At 24.2% G+C, this 20,618-nt stretch carries 20 protein-coding genes; 11 read left to right on the forward strand and 9 right to left on the reverse strand.

Annotated elements, in window-relative coordinates; translation table 4 throughout:
* Positions 1-219: 219 nt before the first annotated feature.
* A complete protein-coding gene (locus ACICQF_RS02990) occupies positions 220-384 on the forward strand; it encodes a hypothetical protein (RefSeq protein ID WP_395473659.1) in 165 nt (54 codons plus the stop codon).
* A 482-nt stretch (positions 385-866) separates the two neighbouring features.
* The gene (locus ACICQF_RS02995) at positions 867-2,021 is read left to right on the forward strand and encodes a coiled-coil domain-containing protein (RefSeq protein ID WP_395473660.1); all 1,155 of its coding nucleotides are present in this window, start codon (positions 867-869) and stop codon (positions 2,019-2,021) included.
* A 443-nt stretch (positions 2,022-2,464) separates the two neighbouring features.
* On the opposite strand, the gene glpK is transcribed toward ACICQF_RS02995, so the two are convergent.
* The 3 genes from glpK to glpO are packed head-to-tail and all read right to left on the reverse strand — an operon-like array spanning position 2,465 to position 5,963.
* Positions 2,465-4,033, reverse strand: a complete 1,569-nt coding sequence (gene glpK / locus ACICQF_RS03000; RefSeq protein WP_395473654.1) for a glycerol kinase GlpK — start codon at positions 4,031-4,033, stop codon at positions 2,465-2,467.
* Between the two features lie 25 nt (positions 4,034-4,058).
* Positions 4,059-4,832, reverse strand: coding sequence for an MIP/aquaporin family protein (locus ACICQF_RS03005; RefSeq protein ID WP_395473655.1), 774 nt, complete (start codon positions 4,830-4,832; stop codon positions 4,059-4,061).
* Between the two features lie 18 nt (positions 4,833-4,850).
* Positions 4,851-5,963, reverse strand: coding sequence for a type 2 glycerol-3-phosphate oxidase (gene glpO, locus ACICQF_RS03010; RefSeq protein WP_342257376.1), 1,113 nt, complete (start codon positions 5,961-5,963; stop codon positions 4,851-4,853).
* A gap of 267 nt (positions 5,964-6,230) precedes the next feature.
* On the opposite strand from glpO, the gene ACICQF_RS03015 reads away from it, so the two are divergent.
* Entirely contained in the window at positions 6,231-6,908 is a 678-nt protein-coding gene (locus ACICQF_RS03015; RefSeq protein ID WP_395473661.1) for a hypothetical protein, read from the forward strand.
* A gap of 1,014 nt (positions 6,909-7,922) precedes the next feature.
* Here the strand turns inward: ACICQF_RS03015 and ACICQF_RS03020 are convergent.
* The 3 genes from ACICQF_RS03020 to trxA all read right to left on the reverse strand — a co-directional run bounded on the left by ACICQF_RS03020 (position 7,923) and on the right by trxA (position 10,098).
* Positions 7,923-8,687, reverse strand: coding sequence for an IS30 family transposase (locus ACICQF_RS03020; protein WP_395473662.1), 765 nt, complete (start codon positions 8,685-8,687; stop codon positions 7,923-7,925).
* 234 nt (positions 8,688-8,921) lie between these two features.
* Positions 8,922-9,746, reverse strand: coding sequence for an HAD family hydrolase (locus ACICQF_RS03025; RefSeq protein ID WP_395473663.1), 825 nt, complete (start codon positions 9,744-9,746; stop codon positions 8,922-8,924).
* Between the two features lie 10 nt (positions 9,747-9,756).
* Positions 9,757-10,098, reverse strand: coding sequence for a thioredoxin (gene trxA / locus ACICQF_RS03030; RefSeq protein WP_199188855.1), 342 nt, complete (start codon positions 10,096-10,098; stop codon positions 9,757-9,759).
* Positions 10,099-10,622: 524 nt separating this feature from the next.
* Between trxA and ACICQF_RS03035 the strand changes: the two genes are divergently transcribed.
* On the forward strand, positions 10,623-12,005 hold the full coding sequence (locus ACICQF_RS03035; RefSeq protein ID WP_395473664.1) for an MFS transporter: 1,383 nt from the start codon (positions 10,623-10,625) through the stop codon (positions 12,003-12,005).
* Between the two features lie 547 nt (positions 12,006-12,552).
* Here ACICQF_RS03035 and ACICQF_RS03040 read toward each other — a convergent pair.
* The gene (locus ACICQF_RS03040; protein ID WP_395473665.1) at positions 12,553-13,503 is read right to left on the reverse strand and encodes an IS30 family transposase; all 951 of its coding nucleotides are present in this window, start codon (positions 13,501-13,503) and stop codon (positions 12,553-12,555) included.
* Positions 13,504-13,543: 40 nt separating this feature from the next.
* Here ACICQF_RS03040 and ACICQF_RS03045 point away from each other — a divergent pair, with 40 nt between their 5' ends.
* The 7 genes from ACICQF_RS03045 to ACICQF_RS03075 all read left to right on the forward strand — a co-directional run bounded on the left by ACICQF_RS03045 (position 13,544) and on the right by ACICQF_RS03075 (position 17,768).
* Positions 13,544-13,693, forward strand: a complete 150-nt coding sequence (locus ACICQF_RS03045) for a hypothetical protein (RefSeq protein WP_395473666.1) — start codon at positions 13,544-13,546, stop codon at positions 13,691-13,693.
* Positions 13,694-13,734: 41 nt separating this feature from the next.
* Entirely contained in the window at positions 13,735-15,459 is a 1,725-nt protein-coding gene (gene ptsP / locus ACICQF_RS03050; protein WP_395473699.1) for a phosphoenolpyruvate--protein phosphotransferase, read from the forward strand.
* 84 nt (positions 15,460-15,543) lie between these two features.
* A complete protein-coding gene (locus ACICQF_RS03055; protein WP_395473667.1) occupies positions 15,544-16,053 on the forward strand; it encodes a PTS sugar transporter subunit IIA in 510 nt (169 codons plus the stop codon).
* A gap of 76 nt (positions 16,054-16,129) precedes the next feature.
* Positions 16,130-16,438, forward strand: coding sequence for a hypothetical protein (locus ACICQF_RS03060; RefSeq protein ID WP_395473668.1), 309 nt, complete (start codon positions 16,130-16,132; stop codon positions 16,436-16,438).
* Between the two features lie 91 nt (positions 16,439-16,529).
* Positions 16,530-17,111 (forward strand): alpha/beta hydrolase, encoded by a 582-nt coding sequence (locus tag ACICQF_RS03065; protein ID WP_395473669.1) that lies wholly within the window; start codon positions 16,530-16,532, stop codon positions 17,109-17,111.
* Positions 17,112-17,285: 174 nt separating this feature from the next.
* Positions 17,286-17,495 carry a hypothetical protein gene (locus ACICQF_RS03070; protein ID WP_395473670.1) on the forward strand — a complete coding sequence of 70 codons (210 nt, stop codon included), beginning with the start codon at positions 17,286-17,288 and terminating at the stop codon, positions 17,493-17,495.
* A gap of 36 nt (positions 17,496-17,531) precedes the next feature.
* A complete protein-coding gene (locus ACICQF_RS03075; RefSeq protein ID WP_395473671.1) occupies positions 17,532-17,768 on the forward strand; it encodes a hypothetical protein in 237 nt (78 codons plus the stop codon).
* 46 nt (positions 17,769-17,814) lie between these two features.
* Here ACICQF_RS03075 and ACICQF_RS03080 read toward each other — a convergent pair whose 3' ends face one another.
* Complete coding sequence (locus tag ACICQF_RS03080) at positions 17,815-19,122, reverse strand: hypothetical protein (protein ID WP_395473672.1); 1,308 nt, start codon at positions 19,120-19,122, stop codon at positions 17,815-17,817.
* Between the two features lie 454 nt (positions 19,123-19,576).
* On the reverse strand, positions 19,577-20,389 hold the full coding sequence (locus ACICQF_RS03085) for an IS30 family transposase (protein ID WP_395473673.1): 813 nt from the start codon (positions 20,387-20,389) through the stop codon (positions 19,577-19,579).
* Positions 20,390-20,618: the final 229 nt, after the last annotated feature.

Genomic DNA, 20,618 nt, shown 5'->3' on the forward strand with positions numbered 1-20,618 from the left:
CAATTTTATTTACTTGCACTTACAAGTATAATTCAGCAATTTACAATTGTTTATATTAAATAAAGTTAGAAAAATTATATTTTTGATGAATCTTAATATTGGTACAAGGAAACCACTAATATAAATCAGAACTATTCTGATATTTTTATTTTTAAATTTAATTAAAAATCAGATTATAAAAAATGTTATTTTTAACATATATAGAAGGAAAAAAAATTAATGGATACTAGTGATGAAGAAAATATTTCTGTAGAAGATTTACAAAAGCAACTAGAAAAGATTACTCAAGAAAAAGAGGAAGTTCAATCTAAATTAGATGAAACTAGTAAGGCTAAAAAAGAAGTAGAATCTAAGTTAGAAGAAGCTAATAAAGAAAAAGAGTAAGTTCAATCTAAATTAGATGAAACTAGTAAGGCTAAAGAAGAAGTAGAATCTAAGTTAGAAGAAGCTAATAAAGAAATTGAAAAATTAAAAGAAGAAATTGATAATGCTAATGATAATGAAAAAATAAAAGAATTAGAAATTAAATTAGAAGAAGCTAATAAAGAAGTATCTAAATTAAAAGAAGAAATTAAAAACTGTAGTGATAATGAAAAATTACAAGAACTAAAAAATAAGTTAGAAGAAGCTAATAAAGAAATTGAAAAATTAAAAAAAAATTAAATGAAAAAGATAATAATGAAATAAAGCCTAATCATAAAATTGAATTATTAAAAGAGAAATTAGAAAGACTTGAAAAGAAATTAAAAGAAAAGGAAAAAGAAATTCAAAATATTAAAAATGATCCAGAGTCATTAGAGGACTTAGAAGCTAATATAGAAGAAAAAGAAGCTATTGAAAAACAAATCAATAGTGTTAAAAAACAATTGGAAATTTTAATAAAAGAAGAAGAAAAAAATAAGATTCATTTAATTAATTGTCAAATTTTACAAGAACAATTAAAAGAAATAAATGAAAAACTTGATAATTGTCAATCTAATGAAAAAAATGATAATAGTCAATGTTGTGAAACAATTAATAAAAAAATGGATCAACTTCTAAACTATAATAATGATAAATCTATGAAAGAAATTGAAAAATTAAACAAAAATATTGAAGAAAAGAATAAACAAATTAAAGAATTAGAAGCAAAAATAAATAATAATACTAATAGTCAAGAAATTAAAGATAAGTTAAGTGAATTAGAAAATAATAAAAATAATTTAATTAAAGAAAAAGAACAATTTGTAAAAGATGCTGATTATGATAAAGCAACTAAAATTGATAAAGAAATTAAAGATTTAGAACAAAAACAAAAAGATTTAGAAAAAGAACTTTTAGAAAATAATAAAAAAGAACTTGAAAAAAAAGAACTTCAAGAAAAAATAATTAAAATTCAATCAGAACTTGAACAAATAAAAAAAGAAAAAATAGATTTAGAAGAAAAGATAAATAATAATAATAACAATAATATTTGTTCTAAAGAAGAAGTTATTGGTGAATTTACTATTACAAAGGTAACCACAATTGAAGAATTTAATAGTACTAATAGTATTAGAGAAATGATTGCTAATAAAATAAAAAATCTTTATCCTAGCGCTGTTATTAATGAAGATTACAAAATTGAATTTGAAAATTTAAATACTAATGATATTGTACAAGGAAAAGAATCAAAAATAAAAATTAAACCAACAAAAAATAGTAAAGTAAAAGAAGAATTAAATTTTATAGTTAAAATTAATTATAAATATGATGCCGAAGAACAAAAAAGAGCAGCAACTGGTATTTTAAGAAAAGCAATACCCACAGAATTTTGAAATGATAGAAAAAATAATAAATATCTTGCAATTTGACGTGCTGAAGGTCGATATGCAGCAGTAGCATCAATGATTCAAAATGTTAGACCATTACCTATATTATTAAGCGAACCTCATTTTGCAAGTAAAATTATAGTTGAAACATTTGCAGCTAGTTATTGAACTAATTATCATACACAATTTTGAGGATTATGAGTAAATGCTGATAATGGTTATTGACCTTAATATACTACTATACCTAGTTCAAATGATACTAATAAGATAAAAAATGTTAAAATTCTTTCTGAATTAAATAATACTTATTTTAATAAATTATTCTTTGTTATTGAAAAATATTTAAATGATTCAGATATTAAATGTCGTATTTCTAAAAAAGCAGTAAAAGATTGATATTCTAGTTTATATTTATATGGAGTTGGAAATATTCAATTTAATAATCAATATGACGATTATGATAATGGCAAAAAACGACAATATTATATTCAAGTTAATTTTGATGTTTTATTCTTTGATAATAATGATTCTTCTTCAGATATTTCACAAGAGTTTGCTGGCGTAGTATTTACTTTAAGTGATGAATTAGATTTATATTCTTAACAACTAAAAAAACAAAATAAAATAATTAAGTAAATTTACTTAATTATTTTATACTGTCAATTCAGTTATTTTTATTTAATAGAAGTAGTTCAACCACGTGTTCTTTTAACTGCTTCTTGTCAACCCTTATAAAAAGTTTCTGCTTTTTTTTCTGTCATAATTGGTTTATATTCTTTTTCAATTTTATTTATTTTTTTAATATCATTAATATTTCAAAATCCAATTGCAAGTCCTGCTAAGTAAGCAGTACCCATTGCTGTAGTTTCAGTATTTTTAGGTTTAATTAAATTAGTACGACTAATGTCACTTTGGAATTGCATAATATATGAATTATTACTTGCTCCACCATCAACTTTAATCTTAATTTTTAAATCTTTTAAATCTTTATTTAATTTAACATCTGCTTGCATTGCCAGAATAACATCTTGTGACTGGTAAGCTAATGATTCAATGGTACCTTTAACAATATGTTCACGCTTCGTACCACGTTCTAAACCAAATATAGCGCCACGTGCTGTTGAATCTCAATAAGGGGCACCCAAACCAACAAAAGCAGGTACTACATAAATACGTTGTTCTTCTTTGGTATCAACAATTTGTGAATATCATAGACTTTCATCGGAACGATATAACATTCGTAATTGATCACGTAAAAATTGAACAGCAGCCCCTGCAATAAAAACTGAACCTTCTAAAGCAAAAACTGGTTCTTCGCCTGATATTTGATAAGCAATAGTCGTTAGTAAACCTTGTTTTGAAAAAAGAGGAGTATTTCCAATGTTCATTAAAATAAAACAACCAGTACCATAAGTATTTTTGATTTCACCAGGTGTTAAACATAATTGACCAAATAATGCAGCTTGTTGATCACCAATTGCAGCAGTAATAGGAATTTCTTGCTCATCATTTTGGAATAACATTCCTTTATAAGTAGTTCCAATTTTACCTGAACTGGGAACTACTTCTGGTAACATATTTTTAGGGATATTAAATAATTCTAGTAATTCTTCATCTCATTTTTTAGTATTAATGTTGAATAACATTGTTCGTGAAGCATTTGTAATGTCAATAACATGTTTAGTTTTTTCAACATTATTTTCAATACCATTTGTCATTTTATAAATTAATCAACTATCAATAGTACCAAAAGCTAGTTTTCCTTTTTTTGCTAATTCACGTGCATTTTTAACATTATCTAAAATTCATTTTATTTTAGTAGCAGAAAAATAAGAATCAATTAGTAAGCCGGTTTTTTTATGAATTTTTTCTTTTCATCCTTTTTTTGCTAATTCTTCACAGTAATCTGCTGTTCTGCGATCTTGTCAAACAATAGCGTTATAAATTGGTAAACCTGTATCACGATTTCATACTACTGTTGTTTCACGTTGATTAGTAATACCAATTGCTTCAATTTGATTAGATTTAATATTACTTTTATTTAAAGCTTGTTGCATTGTTGTTAATTGATTATTTCAAATTCCAAGTGCATCATGTTCAACTCAACCTGATTGAGGGGGATAATGCTGAGGTATATCAATTTGATGGATATCAGTAATTTTTCCTTCTTTATCAATAATTAAAGTACGACAACTAGATGTACCTTCATCTAATGCCATAATATATTTTTTTTCTTCTGACATATTATTTATCCTTTCTGTACTTTTATTAAAGTATTTCAATTACTTTAATTAAACCACCAGCAATAATTGCTCCTAAAATTGGTCCAATAACAGGAACTGGAGCATATTTTCAATCAGAACTTCCTTTATTTGCTATTGGTAAAATAGCATGAATAATTCGTGGTCCTAAATCTCGAGCTGGATTAATAGCAAAACCTGTTGGTCCACCAATAGCAAGTCCAATAACCATAACACCAATACCAACAGTCGCAGGTCCAGTAATAAACGCAGAACCACTATTAAATATTTGTGAATTAATAACTAAATTTTTAATACCAATAGTAGCACAAACAATCATAACTAGCATAAATGTTCCAATAATTTCTGTTATAGTATTTCAAATATAACTACGTTCGGCTGGAGCTGTTGCAAAAGTTGCTAAAATTTTATTATTATCTTCAGTAATGTTATATTGTTTAAAATATGCTAAGTAAACAACTAATTGTCCTAACATTGCACCTAAAAATTGAAATAAAATATAAAATGGAATATAAAAGAAGTTTTCCCCAATAAAAGCTGTTTTTTTATTAGCAACTCATAATCCAATAGTAACAGCTGGATTTAAATGTGCTCCTGAAATTCCACTTAACATTGCAGCAATAGCAACAGCAAATCCTCATCCAGTACAAATAACAAGCCAACCGCTATTTTCTCCCTTTGTTTTTTTTAATAAAACGTTGGCAACAACACAATTTCCTAGTAAAATTAGGATAAATGTGCCAAATAGTTCACCAATAATTACTTGTGTGACTTCTGGCATAATATTTTCCTCCTTAAATTAAATATTTTTTATCATATTTGCTACTAGTAAAGCAATTGCTGGTGCTGAACTTAGACCTGGTGATTTAATACCAGCAACATTAATAAAGTTAGGATTATTACTAGCAAATTTTATGAAAAAATCATCAGTTTCAACACAAATTGCTCGTGAACCACTAATTACTTTACAAGTTTTATTAATATTTAAAGTTGGAATAATTTTTAGACCAATTTTATTAATAAGTTCAATATCTTCAATTGTAATTAATCTAGTATCACTTTTCGGTACATTTTCATGAGAAGTAGGACCCACCAAGATATGACCATCAAGCATTGGAGCAACTATTACTCCTTTACCATGAATAGTAGGTATCATAAATAGAATGTGATTATTTATAATATGATTTTCGGTTTTTTCAAGAATACAATACTGTCCTCTTCTAGTTTTTAAAGTGAAATCTTGACAATTTATTAACTTTGCAATATCATCAGCATAATGACCAGCAGCATTAATAATATATTTTGAAGTAAAAGTTACTTTTTTTTGATTATTTAAACAAGTAACTCGAAAACCTGAATTTAATGTTTCAATATTAATTACTTGATGATCAACTTTTAGTTGTCCTTTATTTTTAATCATGCGATTAATTAAAGATTGTGTTAATAATACTGGATCAACAGCATATGAAGCAGAACAAAGTAGTGCACTAGTAACTTTTGGGTTAACATTAGGTTCTAATGAAATTACTTCTTCTCTTGTTAATATTGATAATTCTTTTTTAGCAATACCATTAGTAATACCACGTGCATATAATTTTTGTATTTCTGAGTTTTCTTCTTTGCTAAAAGCAAGTATTAAAGAATCAATTTTTTTTCATGGAAAATCTAAATTTTTAAATCAATCATTTTCATATAATTTTCTGCCCTCTAGATTTAATTTAGCATTTAGTTTTCCTGGTGTTGGATCAAATCCACCATGAATGACTCCAGAATTTCCTTCTGATGTTTCTTGGGCAATTCTTAAATTTTTTTCTAAAATAACTACTTTTAAGTTTCTTTTTGATAATTCATCACTAATAGCAGCACCAATAACACCAGCACCAATAGTAATCACATCAAAATCAAATTCCATTACTTTCACCTCTCTCTAAACATCATTAAGAACAAAAGTTCTATCTGTGTATAGTTTAATTATAATATATTTTTTATTATTAACTTAATTCAAAATATTATATTAATTTTTAAACATTTTTAAATGAGATTTTATTAAAAAAAATAAGAAAAATTTGTGTTATATTATAAATAACGATATAAATTCAATATCGTTATAATTTTAATGATTATATATAAAAAGATATCTAATTATTAAAATTGTATTATTTAAAAGGTAGGTATATGAATGAAACAATTATTAATTACTTTAAGTACATTAACAACATTAACTTTAACAAGTAATACTATTATTAATAGTATTAATGATAATATTGTTAATAACAGTAGCTTAACAAATAAATCATCAATAAAGAATTCTACAAATTCATTATTTAATAATCAATGAAATATTTTAGGTACTAGTGATTGAATTACTAATCAATCAATAACCGATTATAAATTTTACAGTTATGATACTTCAGCATTAAAAAGTTATACTTTTGCCAATGCTCAAAATACTTTTTTAGTAGATACAACAGGTAATCTAGTTTATAATACCAAAGTAATTGTTCCTGATAAAGATAAATCAGATATTGAAAATACAAAACAAGAAATGAATAATACTAAAAAAGTAACTACTATTAAAGATACATATAATCCATATAGTAAAAGTGAATATAGTACTTCTTACTTTAGTGGTGATAATCAAGATTGAAAGTTAATTCAGCAATGTGGAATTGAAAAACACATTGATATTTCACAACAAACAGGTGGTCATAAAGTTGAGCATAGTGATAATTTAAGTGAAACATTGGGTCTATATTATATTGCTAAAGCAACATTATCTAATAAAATTGATAGAACAATTGCTGAGAAGTTGTCTAATTATTTTATTAGTCAAAGTGGGAGGTTCCCAAAAAAGTAGGAAATTAAATTACTACATAATTAACTTATTTCCAGATGAATTATTTTAAAAATCATTAAAATTAGACAAAATTACTCTCTTTTCTTAAAACATTAAATTTATATTTTATATTCGACGTATTTAAAAAAAATAAAATATACATTTTATAAGTTAAATTAAAATTATCAACAAGGAAAAAGACAAGAAATAATCTTGTCTTTTTTTGTAATTGTAAAATTTTAAAATTTTTTATTATTAGCACCCTTTAAATATCTACTACACGCAGTGACCAAGTAGGAGAAATTTAATAATTAATAATCTTCTTTAACACTATTATCAACACGTGTTAGGGAACTAAAAAAGTGAACTGCAACACAGTTGTTAAAAATAGTAGCTAGAACATGTGGACTTGCATGGATAAATAAAAAGTGGAGTGATACCTAATAAATTATACTAACCATTAAATGGTAATTCTTGGGGTGGGAGCGAATTGGAAACTAGTATATATAGACCTGTTGTAGGGACCTATTGTATTAATTCTATTCTTTATTTAACCAACCTTGCCACTCCCCAGTGAGCAAGTGTTGGTTTTATTTTTTATTGTTTTTTGAAAAATTTTTTTGGGCGAAAAAATAAATTTCAAACTTGTAAAAAAAATTAAGCGGTGCCGGTTCAATTAAAATATTAATTTGTTAAACACAAATTAAATAAATATTGAATCGAATGCCTTAATGTTTTTTAAAATTTCATAATTTATTTTTGAGCCCATTTTTCTTAAAAAATATAATTAATAGTATTAATAATCTAAAAATAAAAATATATATTGCTAAATTGTAAAGGTAAGTGCAACTAAATTATTTTTCTATCCAAATATTCGATTGGTGAAAGATAATTTAATATTTTTCTCGGTCTTTGATTTAAAGACAATATAAATTTATGAACTTCATTTTTATTAGTTTTTGAAAAAATAAATTTTTTAGGAAATTTTTCTCTAATTAAACCATTAGTATTTTCATTAGTACCTCTTTGTCAAGGTTAATATGGATTGGCAAAATAAATTTTTACATCTAAATTTTTTTCAAGTTGTTGTCAATTTGAAAATTCTTTGCCACGATTAAAAGTAATAGTTTTAACAATGTTTTTAGGAAGAATTGATAAATAATAACTGACATTTTTATTAATAACTTTAGTAGTTCTGTTTTTAACTAATATTGTTAAAGTAAATCGTGATACTCTTTCAACTAAAGTTATTAAACATGATTTGCTTTTACCTCGTGATGATACTATAGTATCTCCTTCTCAATGACCAAGTGTTATACGATCATTAACATTTATATCTCGTTCTTTAATTGATTTACCATTAAACTTGTCACGATTTTCTTTAGATTTTCGTTTTTTACCTTTTCTTCTTAAATTTTTACTAGTAACTTTATCAAGCATTCCAAAATAAATTCAAGTATAAATTGTTTTAAAACTAATAACTCACTCTTTATGAAAATTTTTAATTCTGCCATAAATTTGTTCAGGTGATCAATTTAATAGTAATTTTTGTTGTACATATTTTACTAAATTCTTATTTTTAAACTTATGAAAACTAATATGTGATTGTTTTCGATTTTCAGCTTTATTTTGTGCAATTAATGAAAAATAATGATTATTATCTTTATTTCTATTAATTTCTCGAATAATAGTACTAATACTTCGATTAAGATTTTTAGCTATTTCACTAATTTTAAATTTAAATTTCAATTGATTCTCAATATAAATCCTTTCATCTATGCCAAGATGTTTATAACTCATATAAAAACTCCTTACTTTTTTCTAAACTAAATTTAGCATTATGAAATTTTTATATGAGAATTTTTTGCAATTTTATTTACTTGCACTTACAAGTATAATTCAGCATTAAAATAATGCAAATTTGAAAAATATTTATTTAAGTATAAAAGATATTGAATTAAAAATGCTGGACAATTACCAGCATTTTTAAAGTTATATTTGATAATAAACTATATTAGAAAATTAAACTATTATTTATTCAAACTCTGATTTAGGAAATACATATTTATCGATAGCTTTTGCAACACCACCACAAGTATTTTTACTAGTAACATCATATGCTATTTCTTTTAAATTAGGATGAGCATTTTGCATTGCAATACCATATTTAGCCCATTTTATTAATTTATAATCATTCATACCATCACCACAAGCTAGTACTTGATCAGGAGTAATATTTCATTTTTTGCATAAAAATTGTACAGCAGCAGCTTTATTAACACCAATTGGATTAATTTCGATAACACTATGAGAAGAAGTAGCAAGTTCTAAATCTTTTATAGTATTTAATTGTTCTAAAATTGTATTAACTTGTTTTTTCTTTTTACAAAATAATAAAATTTTATACATACCCTCATCGGTATTCTCATCAATTTGTTTAGTTGGTAGGTTATTAAAATTTTCCATAATTTTAACTTTTAGTGATCTGCGATTAATTAAGCCTGTTTTATTATCGGTACTATATCCTCACATTGTTAAATTATTTTTATTAGCAAATTTAACTATTGTTTGTATTTGTTCTTTTGTTAATGATTTTTCATACAATATATCTAATCTATTATCATTAGTAATATCAAGGATGTTACCACCATTATAACAAATAATATGACCGGTTTTTTCATGCATTAAACATGATTTTGTAATATCAATGGTTGAACTTGGTGCTCTTCCTGTTGCAATAATAACTTTAATATTTTTTTGATATGCTTTTTGAATTGCAATTAGATTTTTAGGATGAATTTTTCATCTACTTTTCAATAAAGTTCCATCTAGATCAAGAACAATTAATTTAATAGCCATTATAAATACCTTATTTTCCTATTTCTTCGATAATATTAGTCATATCTTTTTCAGAAACTAAACCAAAAGTTTTTTTAACTTCTTTTCCTTCTTTATTAAAATAAATTAATGTTGGAATTGATTGGATTTCATAATCTTTTGCTAGTTCTTTAGCTTTGTCAACATCAACTTTAATAAAATTAATATTTTTGTGTTTTTCGTCATTAGCAACATTTTCAAATCTTGGCCCTAACATTTTACAAGGACCACATCATTCTGCTGAAAAATCAATTACTGTTATTTTTTTTGATTGTAAAAGTTGCTCAACTTCTTTTATAGAATTAATATGTTGTATTTTGCTTTCATTATGCATGTGTTCACTACCTTTTCTTTTAATTTATTTTATGGTTTAATTCTATCATTAGTTTTAATTTTTAAAACATTAAACGATAAAATAATTTTTTTAATTTTAGTTATTACTATATAAAAATTTATAATTTTTTTAGAATAAATTCATAAGAAAATTGTAAATTATTTTTTTTAAAATTAAAGAAATATCTTTTCAATTTTAGAATATATCTGTTATAATCTGAAATATATAGGTTAGGACTAAACAATTTGAGAAGGGGAAAAATAAATTATTAGTACATTTTACAAAACTGTTTAATAAATAAATGTAAATGAATTTTAAAAGGTGTAGAGTTAATATTTGTTTATGGTATTTCAAAAAAATAGTTTGGTAGAGAGTTATTTTTTAATTTTTAATATTATTTATTTTTCCACAAAAACAAAAATTGTAAAAACCTATGTGTTAAAGTATGTTTATATTAAGTTTTTAAGAGCAGGTTATTTGGGTTACTATAATTTATGCATCCTTTTAGAAGGAGAGTAAAAAAAATGTCTGTTTTTAATAGACTTGCATGTGTTTTTAAGCCACCTGCAAAAAAAGAAATTTTTAGTGAAGACTTAAAGCAAGTTAATAAAAAATTTATTATTTTACGTAATCAAGTTTTTGGTTTTAGCATTTTATCATATATTCTTTACTACTTTACTCGTCAAGCGTATACAGTAGCGGGTTCTGCTTTAGAAAGCAATGGTAGCATAACTAAAATGGAGTATGCTTTAATGGGAACAATTTTTGCCGTTGTTTATGGTGGTGCTAAATTTATTGTTGGAAATGTTGCTGACCGTAGTTCAGGAAGAGTAATCATGATTTTTGGATTATTTGTTTCTTCTATTTTAAATATTATTATGGGTGGTGTAGTTGCTTTTGCTGGAACTAAAATTAGTGTTGGCCCATTTGTAATGATGTTGAGTTTGATTGCGATGTTAGCTGTTTTCCAAAGTATGGGCTGACCAGCTACAGCTAGACTATTTTCTCATTGATTTACTGATAAAGAACGTTCGGGACGTATTGGAATTTGAAACTCAGGACAAAATATTGGTGCTGCTTTATTACCGGTTGTTGTTATTTCTTTAGTAACATTACTTGATCCGGGTGGAACAATTTATGGTTTATATTTTTGAATTCCTAGTATTTTTGCTTTAGCTATGATTCCATTATGTTTATGAGGATTGCGTGATCGCCCCGAAGCAGAAGGGTTACCTACTGTTGAAAAATGAAAAGGTGTTCTAGAACATAAAGAAGAAAGAGTAGAACTTAATTGAAAAGAAATTTTTGTAAAATATATTTTAAAAAATAAATTTTTATGAATATTAGCATTTGCTAATATTTGAGTATATGTTGTACGACAAGGACTGGCAGGATGAACATTAATTTTAATGAAAGATATTCATGGCTTAGATTTAAAACACAGTAAATGATTTGCTGCCTGTTTTGAATTATCTGGTTTATTTGGTGGTATTTCTGCAGCATATTTTGCTAAGTGATTTTTTAATAATCGTAAAGCACCATTAATGATATTTGGATTATTAATTGCACTTTGTGGACTAGTGTTATTGCAAGTTGCTCCTCGTGGTAATATGCCTATGCTTATTACTACTTTAATGATTGCTGGTTTTGGTATTTATATGCCACAAGCGATGATTGGTGCTACTGCTATTGAACTAACAAATAAGAAAGCAGCTGCTACTGCTTCAGGATTTACAGGATTATCTGGTTATTTTCTTGGTGATGCTCTTTTTTCAAAAGTAGTAATTGCTGGTATTGGTAATGAAAACTGAGATTATGTATTTTATTACTTTTATGGTTGCATTGCTGCTGCTATTATTTCATTAGCTTTACTATGAACAAAAAATCAAGATAATAAAATATTATAAAAATATTATTAGATTAGCACCATAATAAGGGTGCTAATTTTTTTTATTTAAAATGATATTTTAATAATAAAATTAATAAAATTTTATTGATTTTCAAAGTTACGGTGTTATAATAAATTTAAGACACACAAAATTATTGGTTATTAGCCTACTAGTATTATTTTTTATTTTTACTAAGTAGTTTTTTTATGTTTTTTTGTAATGTCTTATAAAAAGGAAAAATATATTGTTATTTTTAAATAAATCTAGTTATATATTCTTATTTTTTATTTAATGAAATTACAATATATTATTTATCGGATTTTTCTTTTACATATTGATAGAAAAAATGAAATTTAGTTGATTCAATTATTCTTTGTAAGTAAAACAATAATTTCTTATATGCTAAATTGTAAAGGTAAGTGCAACTAAATTATTTTTCTATCCAAATATTCGATTGGTGAAAGATAATTTAATATTTTTATCGGTCTTTGATTTAAAGACAATATAAATTTATTAACTTCATTTTTATTAGTTTTTGAAAGCTAAATTGTAAAGGTAAGTGCAACTAAATTATTTTTCTATCCAAATATTCGATTGGTGAAAGATAATTTAATATTTTTCTCGGTCTTTGATTTAAAGACAATATAAATTTATGAACTTCATTTTTATTAGTTTTTGAAAAAATAAATTTTTTAGGAAATTTTTCTCTAATTAAACCATTAGTATTTTCATTAGTACCTCTTTGTCAAGGTGAATATGGATTGGCAAAATAAATTTTTACATCTAAATTTTTTTCAAGTTGTTGTCAATTTGAAAATTCTTTGCCACGATCAAAAGTAATAGTTTTAACAATGTTTTTAGGAAGAATTGATAAATAATAACTGACATTTTTATTAATAACTTTAGTAGTTCTGTTTTTAACTAATATTGCTAAAGTAAATCGTGATACTCTTTCAACTAAAGTTATTAAACATGATTTGCTTTTACCTCGTGATGATACTATAGTATCTCCTTCCCAATGACTAAGTGTTATACGATCATTAACATTTATATCTCGTTCTTTAATTGATTTACCATTAAACTTGCCACGATTCTCTTGAGATTTTCGTTTTTTACCTTTTCTTCTTAAATTTTTACTAATAACTTTATCAAGCATTCCAAAATAAATTCAAGTATAAATTGTTTTAAAACTAATAACTCACTCTTTATGAAAATTTTTAATTCTGCCATAAATTTGTTCAGGTGATCAACCTAATAGTAATTTTTGTTGTACATATTTTACTAAATTCTTATTTTTAAACTTATGAAAACTAATATGTGATTGTTTTCGATTTTCAGCTTTATTTTGTGCAATTAATGAAAAATAATGATTATTATCTTTATTTCTATTAATTTCTCGAATAATAGTACTAATACTTCGATTAAGATTTTTAGCTATTTCACTAATTTTAAATTTAAATTTCAATTGATTCTCAATATAAATCCTTTCATATATGCCAAGATGTTTATAACTCATATAAAAACTCCTTACTTTTTTCTAAACTAAATTTAGCATTATGAAATTTTTATATGAGAATTTTTTGCAATTTTATTTACTTGCACTTACAAGTATAATTCAGCAAATATTAAAATCATTTTTATTTACCAAAAGTTTAAATTATAATAAATATTTTATACAATATTTCATTTTTTTTATTATAATTTAGTAGACTATTAATAAACATATTTTATAAGGAGTGAAATATATATAATGTTAAAAATGAAAGGTATTGGTGCTAGTAATGGCATTGCTCTAGCCAAAGCATTAATCTTAAAACATGAAACTATCAAAACTAATCCTAAAAAAATTAATGAAAAAGAAATAGAAGGAGAAGTTAAAAAGTTACATGATGCCTTAAAAATATCAGGTGATGAAATTAAACAACTCATCCAAAATACAACAAAAACTTTAGGTGAAGAAAAAGCCGCTGTTTTTGAAGCTCATTTTTTAGTAACAACTGATCCAGTATTAATTGAAGATACTGAAAAGTTAATTAAAGAAGAAAAATATAATGCTGCTAATGCTTTAGAAAGTACTGCTAATAAAGCAATTGCAACATTGCAAGCAATGGATGATGATTATTTTCGTGAACGTGCTGCTGATGTTATTGATGTTCGTGATCGAATTTTACGTAAAATTTTAAATATTAAAACTATTGATTTAAGTGCAATTAAAGAAGAAACAATTATTGTTAGTCATGATCTAACACCTTCAGAAACAAGTCAATTGAATCCTAAATTTGTTAAAGGATTTTTATGTGATATTGGTGGTAGAACTTCTCATGCAGCAATTATGGCTCGTAGTCTTGGTATTCCAGCAGTTCTTGGGTTAAAAAATGTTACTACAAAAGTAAAAAATAATCAATTTTGTGTATTAGATGGTAATACTGGTGAAATTGAAATTGATTTAAATAGTAGTGAAAAAAATAAATGAGTTGCTAAACAAAGCGCATGAATTGAAGAACAAAAAGAATTATTAGTATTTAAAGGTAAATTAACTAAAACCAGTGATAATCATGAAGTAAAGTTAGAAGCAAATATTGGTTCACCCAAAGATATGATTAAAGCAATTGAATATGATGCACAAGGAGTAGGACTTTTTAGAAGTGAATTTCTTTATATGGAAAGTAGTGATTTTCCAAGTGAAGATATTCAATTTGAAGAATATAAAAAAGTATTGTCTGCTACTAAACATAAAGTTGTTATTAGAACTTTAGATATTGGTGGTGATAAAGAATTATCATATTTAGATTTATCAAAAGAAATGAATCCTTTCCTTGGTTATCGTGCCATTCGTTTGTGTTTAGATCGTAAAGATATTTTTAAAACTCAATTACGTGCTTTAATTCGTGCTTCAGCTTTTGGTAAATTAGCTATTATGTTTCCAATGATTGCCACTGTTGAAGAATTTAAAGCAGCTAAAGCATTATATGAAACTTGCAAAAAAGAATTAATTAAAGAAAAAGTTAAAGTTAGTGATGATATTCAAGTTGGAATGATGATTGAAATTCCAGCAGCAGCAGTTAATGCCGAAATATTTGCTAAATATGCAGATTTCTTTTCAATTGGAACTAATGATTTAATTCAATATAGTTTAGCCGCTGATCGTATGTCAGAAAAAGTGTCTTATTTATATCAACCATATCATCCATCAATTTTACGTTTGATTAAGATGACAATTGATGGTGGGCATAAATATAATCATCCTGTTGCCATGTGTGGTGAAATGGCTGGTGATAAAATTGCTGTTCCACTACTAGTTGGTCTAGGGCTAGATGAATTTTCAATGTCTGCATCTAGTGTTTTAGAAACTAGAAAAATTATTAGTACTTTAAATAAAAAGGATACAGAAATATTAGCATCAAAAGCATTACAATGTGAAACCAATGAAGAAGTTAAATCATTAGTAGAAAAATTTTTATCAAAAAAATAAAAATATTATTTATTTTTAAAGTTACATTATTTAATGTTAAATTTATAAACATCTAATTTACATAATTTTGAGGAGAATCGACATATGTTTTTCAAGAAAAAAAAACAATTACCTTTATTAATTTATGCGCCAGTTACTGGTAAAGTTATTAACCTTAGTAAAGTTGAAGATCCAGTATTTGCTCAGGAAATGTTAGGGACTGGTTTTGCTATTATTCCTGAATATAAAGATAAAGATGGAGTTGAATTTGTATCACCATTTGATGGAAAATTAGCAACAGTATTTAATACAGGACATGCTTATGGTATTAAAGATGTAAATACAGGTATTGAATGTTTAGTTCATATTGGTATTGATACTGTTGAATTAGCTGGTAAGGGCTTTGATATTAAAGTTGAACAAGGTAAACCAATTAAAAAATCAGAAGTAATGGTAGTTGCTAATTTACAAGAAGTTAAGAATAAAGGTAAAAAAGTAACAACACCAATTGTTTTCACTAATGAAACAATGGAAGGTTATGTTGTAAAGCAAGTAGTAAAAGATGATGAACAAGTAACGGTTGGTCAAGTAATTGCTGAAGTCACTAAGAAATAAATATTTTTATTAAAACAAAATTAATTTGATAAAATATTAGTAAGTATTTATATATTATTGGAGGGTATCATTTATTATGGATAATTTTTGGCAACATTATTGATGAGCAGTACTTATTGTAGTTTTAGCTATGTTAATAATACTTTATATTTTATATAGAATTTATCAAATTTTCCATATTGATTATCACTGAGAACTGAATCGTCATTTTCCACAATGAAGTAATGAGGGAATCATTACTAGGGATAACTATTTTTTACATACTGAATTTAAATTTGTTGATAATAGTAAATATATTATTATTGGTATTCATGGTATGGGTGCCTCTTTAACAGACTTTAAAACAGCTGCTAAGTTTTTTACTAAACATGGTATTTCATTTTAAGTTTTGATCAACGAGGTTGAGGAGAAAATGAAAAATGAAAATATCATACTTTAGGAACAACTATTAATGATATTAAGATATTATAACGGTTTTGAATGAACGTTATCCTAATAAAAAAATTTTATTAATGGGTGAATCATTAGGTTCAGCATTAACAGCATTAGCAATTAAAAGATTACCAAAAATGATTGATGGTGCAATTTTAACTAATTTTGTTACTAAGAAACAAATATTTAAAATAAAACCTTCATTAGTTTGTCATGCAATTTGAGTATTTCTATTTTATAAACATCATCCATTACCTATTACTTTTGATATGGAAACAATTTCTATTAACTCTAATTATATTAAAAAAGGGAAAATTAGAGCAATGACTAATATGAAATTTACATTATTATTTTCTTTACAAGCACAAAAATTAAGTAAACAAGTACCAAAAAATCTTAATAATGCTAAATGTCCGGTTTTGATTGTTCAATCTGCAAAAGATATATTTGCCGATTTTGATAAAATTGAAAAAAATAATAAACGTTGAAGACAGGGGATAACTTATATTTTTTATGAAGAAGGTAATCATGCGATTTTAAATGAACCCAATATTAATATTATTTTAGAAGATGTTTTAACTTGAATAGAAAAAGAACATATATATAATGATTATTTATGTTATTAGATCAAAAAAATAATTAGAAAATTTAAAAATAGTAAATAATAGTTGATTGAGTAATTTTTACTTTATAGTTATAATAGTATTTATAATTTAATAATTGTTCATACCGAGTATAGTAATTTAACTATACTAGGTTTTATTAAATTAAAATTATATGTGAAAAGGAAGATAAAAATTATGAATATTATTGCAGATCAAAAAGAATTAATGAATAGAATTGAAGGTTTATTAGAAGAAATTGAAAATAAAATTGAAGTAGAAAGAAGAATTGATAAAACTAAAAAAGAAATATTAGGTGATATTTCAGATTCCGTAGGTACTCCTGCCTATATGCAAACAGCTGGACTAGTAAAATATATTAAACAACAATTAAACGAGGAGAAGTAAAAAACAAATCCTAATATTAAACAATTAATGTCAATTATGTCAGAACTTAATGAAGTAAAAGAAAAAATAGATGTCACAGGTAAAGAGTATAATTGACGTAATGCTAGAAAATATCAAATATCTAATAATCCTGAATTTTTAAAAAGAATTGAAAAGCTTAAAGTTGAGTGTTTAGAAATTCACGAAGAATATTTAATTAATAATTCTAATCAAATGGCAGAAAACCAATCATCAGCATCTAATCAAAGTACTGTAAGACAACATTCATTGTAAAAATAGTGCCTTAATTAAGGCACTATTTTTTATATATTAATTTTAATTATTTTTTAAATTGAAAACTAATATTATCTAAATCAATTGCTAAACTACAACCAGCAATTAAATTTGGTGATGAAATAACACGTGCATTTCATTGATAATAAATATTATTATCATCATGGTATACATAAAGATCAATAATTGGAAGTTGAATAATAAGATCATAAATTGCTACAACATTATAAGGATTTTGTAGTTCATATTTAATATTTTTATTAGTAGTAATATTATTAGTATCACCAGTAAGATTATTATTTTCTTTATATGTACCCATATTATTAATTGAAAGTTTAGAATCATTAAAATTAAATTTAGGATAAAGTTGTGAAAATTGTTCTCAATTTTTTGCATATTTAGTTCAATTTAAAACGATTTGTTGATCACTATTTTTTAATCAATCATTTTTATTAATATTGCTAAAGTCTTCTTTATAATGATAGTTAATATTTTGATTTATATTTTGGACATTTCATTTTGTATAGTAAATTGCTAATAAGTTATTATCATTATCAAAAATAAAATTTAATGAGTAATCTTTTATATTTAGGAAAAGAGGTGAATTTTTAATAAAGTTAAAGATATTAGTATTTTCAACAATTAAGTTAATAATATTATTTGTTAATTGGTTACTAATTAGTTTGTTTAAACTGCTTTTATTAATGAATTGTTGGCTGATATTATAAGCTATTGCTAAAGAAATTTTATTATTAATAGCAGCATCAGCAATGTAATATAATCCTAAGTTCTCACTAAGATTGTTATTATTTTCAATTTTAGAAGCACCAGCAATGTTAGAAATATCAATATTTTGTTCAAGACCACCAAATTGTAAATATGTTCAATTATTGTCACCAATAAAATTATTTTGTTGATATTCGCTAAAATTGTAAGCATCAGAATAATTAGGATTGCTTTTAAGTGATGTTACTTTCTTCTTGGTAATCATTTCTTGTTTTGTATTTTCAATATCTGATTTATCTTTATTAGGAATAGTAAATTTGGTATTATAAACTAGATTTCCAGTTGTATCTACTAAGAAGACGTTTCTAGCATTGGTAAAAGTATAACTTTTTAATGCTGAAGTATCATAACTATAAAATTTATGATCGGTTTTTGATTGGTTAGTAATTCAGTCACTATTATTTAAATATTGATATTGATTATTAAATAATGATGTTTGATTAGCTGTGGCTTTTGCTTTTTGTAAATCATTTTTGCTAGTATTAAAGTGATTCACACTAGTTAAAATAGTGGTACTTGTTGCTAGTGAAAAAATACCAACTGTTAAAATATTTATTGTTTTTCTCATATTTTATACCTTTAAAGTTAATGTATAATTTTAATAAAGATATAAAGTTTATATCATCATTAAAATTATAACGATATTAAACTATCGTTATTTATATTATAGTACTTTTAGTGAAATTCTACAATGAATTTTAAAGGATGGTAAAGTTTTTATTTTGGTAGATTTGCTTTTTAATTCATAAGGAATTCTAAAAAAATTTATGAATTGTTTTTAGAATTAATTGGTATATTAATTTCATTTTCATAATAAAAAACTCTTGTTTAAAAGAAAAATTATAAAAATTAATAAATTTGCTAAATTGTAAAGGTAAGTGCAACTAAATTATTTTTCTATCCAAATATTCGATTGGTGAAAGATAATTTAGTATTTTTCTTGGTCTTTGGTTTAAAGACAATATAAATTTATGAACTTCATTTTTATTAGTTTTTGAAAAAATAAATTTTTTAGGAAATTTTTATCTAATTAAACCATTAGTATTTTCATTAGTACCTCTTTGTCAAGGTGAATATGGATTGGCAAAATAAATTTTTACATCTAAATTTTTTTCAAGTTGTTGTCAATTTGAAAATTCTTTGCCACGATCAAAAGTAATAGTTTTAACAATGTTTTTAGGAAGAATTGATAAATAATAAATGACATTTTTATTAATAACTTTAGTAGTTCTGTTTTTAACTAATATTGCTAAAGTAAATCGTGATACTCTTTCAACTAAAGCTATTAAACATGATTTGCTTTTACCTCGTGATGATACTATAGTATCTCCTTCTCAATGACCAAGTGTTATACGATCATTAACATTTATATCTCATTCTTTAATTGATTTACCATTAAACTTGCCACGATTTTCTTTAGATTTTCGTTTTTTACCTTTTCTTCTTAAATTTTTACTAGTAACTTTATCAAGCATTCCAAAATAAATTCAAGTATAAATTGTTTTAAAACTAATAACTCACTCTTTATGAAAATTTTTAATTATGCCATAAATTTGTTCAGGTGATCAACCTAATAGTAATTTTTGTTGTACATATTTTACTAAATTCTTATTTTTAAACTTATGAAAACTAATATGTGATTGTTTTCTATTTTCAGCTTTATTTTGTGCAATTAATGAAAAATAATGATTATTATCTTTATTTCTATTAATTTCTCGAATAATAGTACTAATACTTCGATTAAGATTTTTAGCTATTTCACTAATTTTAAATTTAAATTTCAATTGATTCTCAATATAAATCCTTTCATCTATGCCAAGATGTTTATAACTCATATAAAAACTCCTTACTTTTTTCTAAACTAAATTTAGCATTATGAAATTTTTATATGATAATTTTTTGCAATTTTATTTACTTGCACTTACAAGTATAATTCAGCATATACAAATAATTTTAATGATATACAAACATATTTATTAACCGAACAAATACAACAAAATAATTTTTTAAATAATAATTGAAAAAAGTAAATATAGAAATAAAACTCATGAAAATGAAAAAAAA

This window comes from Spiroplasma endosymbiont of Nomada rufipes, from assembly GCF_964277355.1.
Taxonomy (GTDB): Bacteria; Bacillota_I; Bacilli_A; order Mycoplasmatales; family VBWQ01; genus Spiroplasma_E.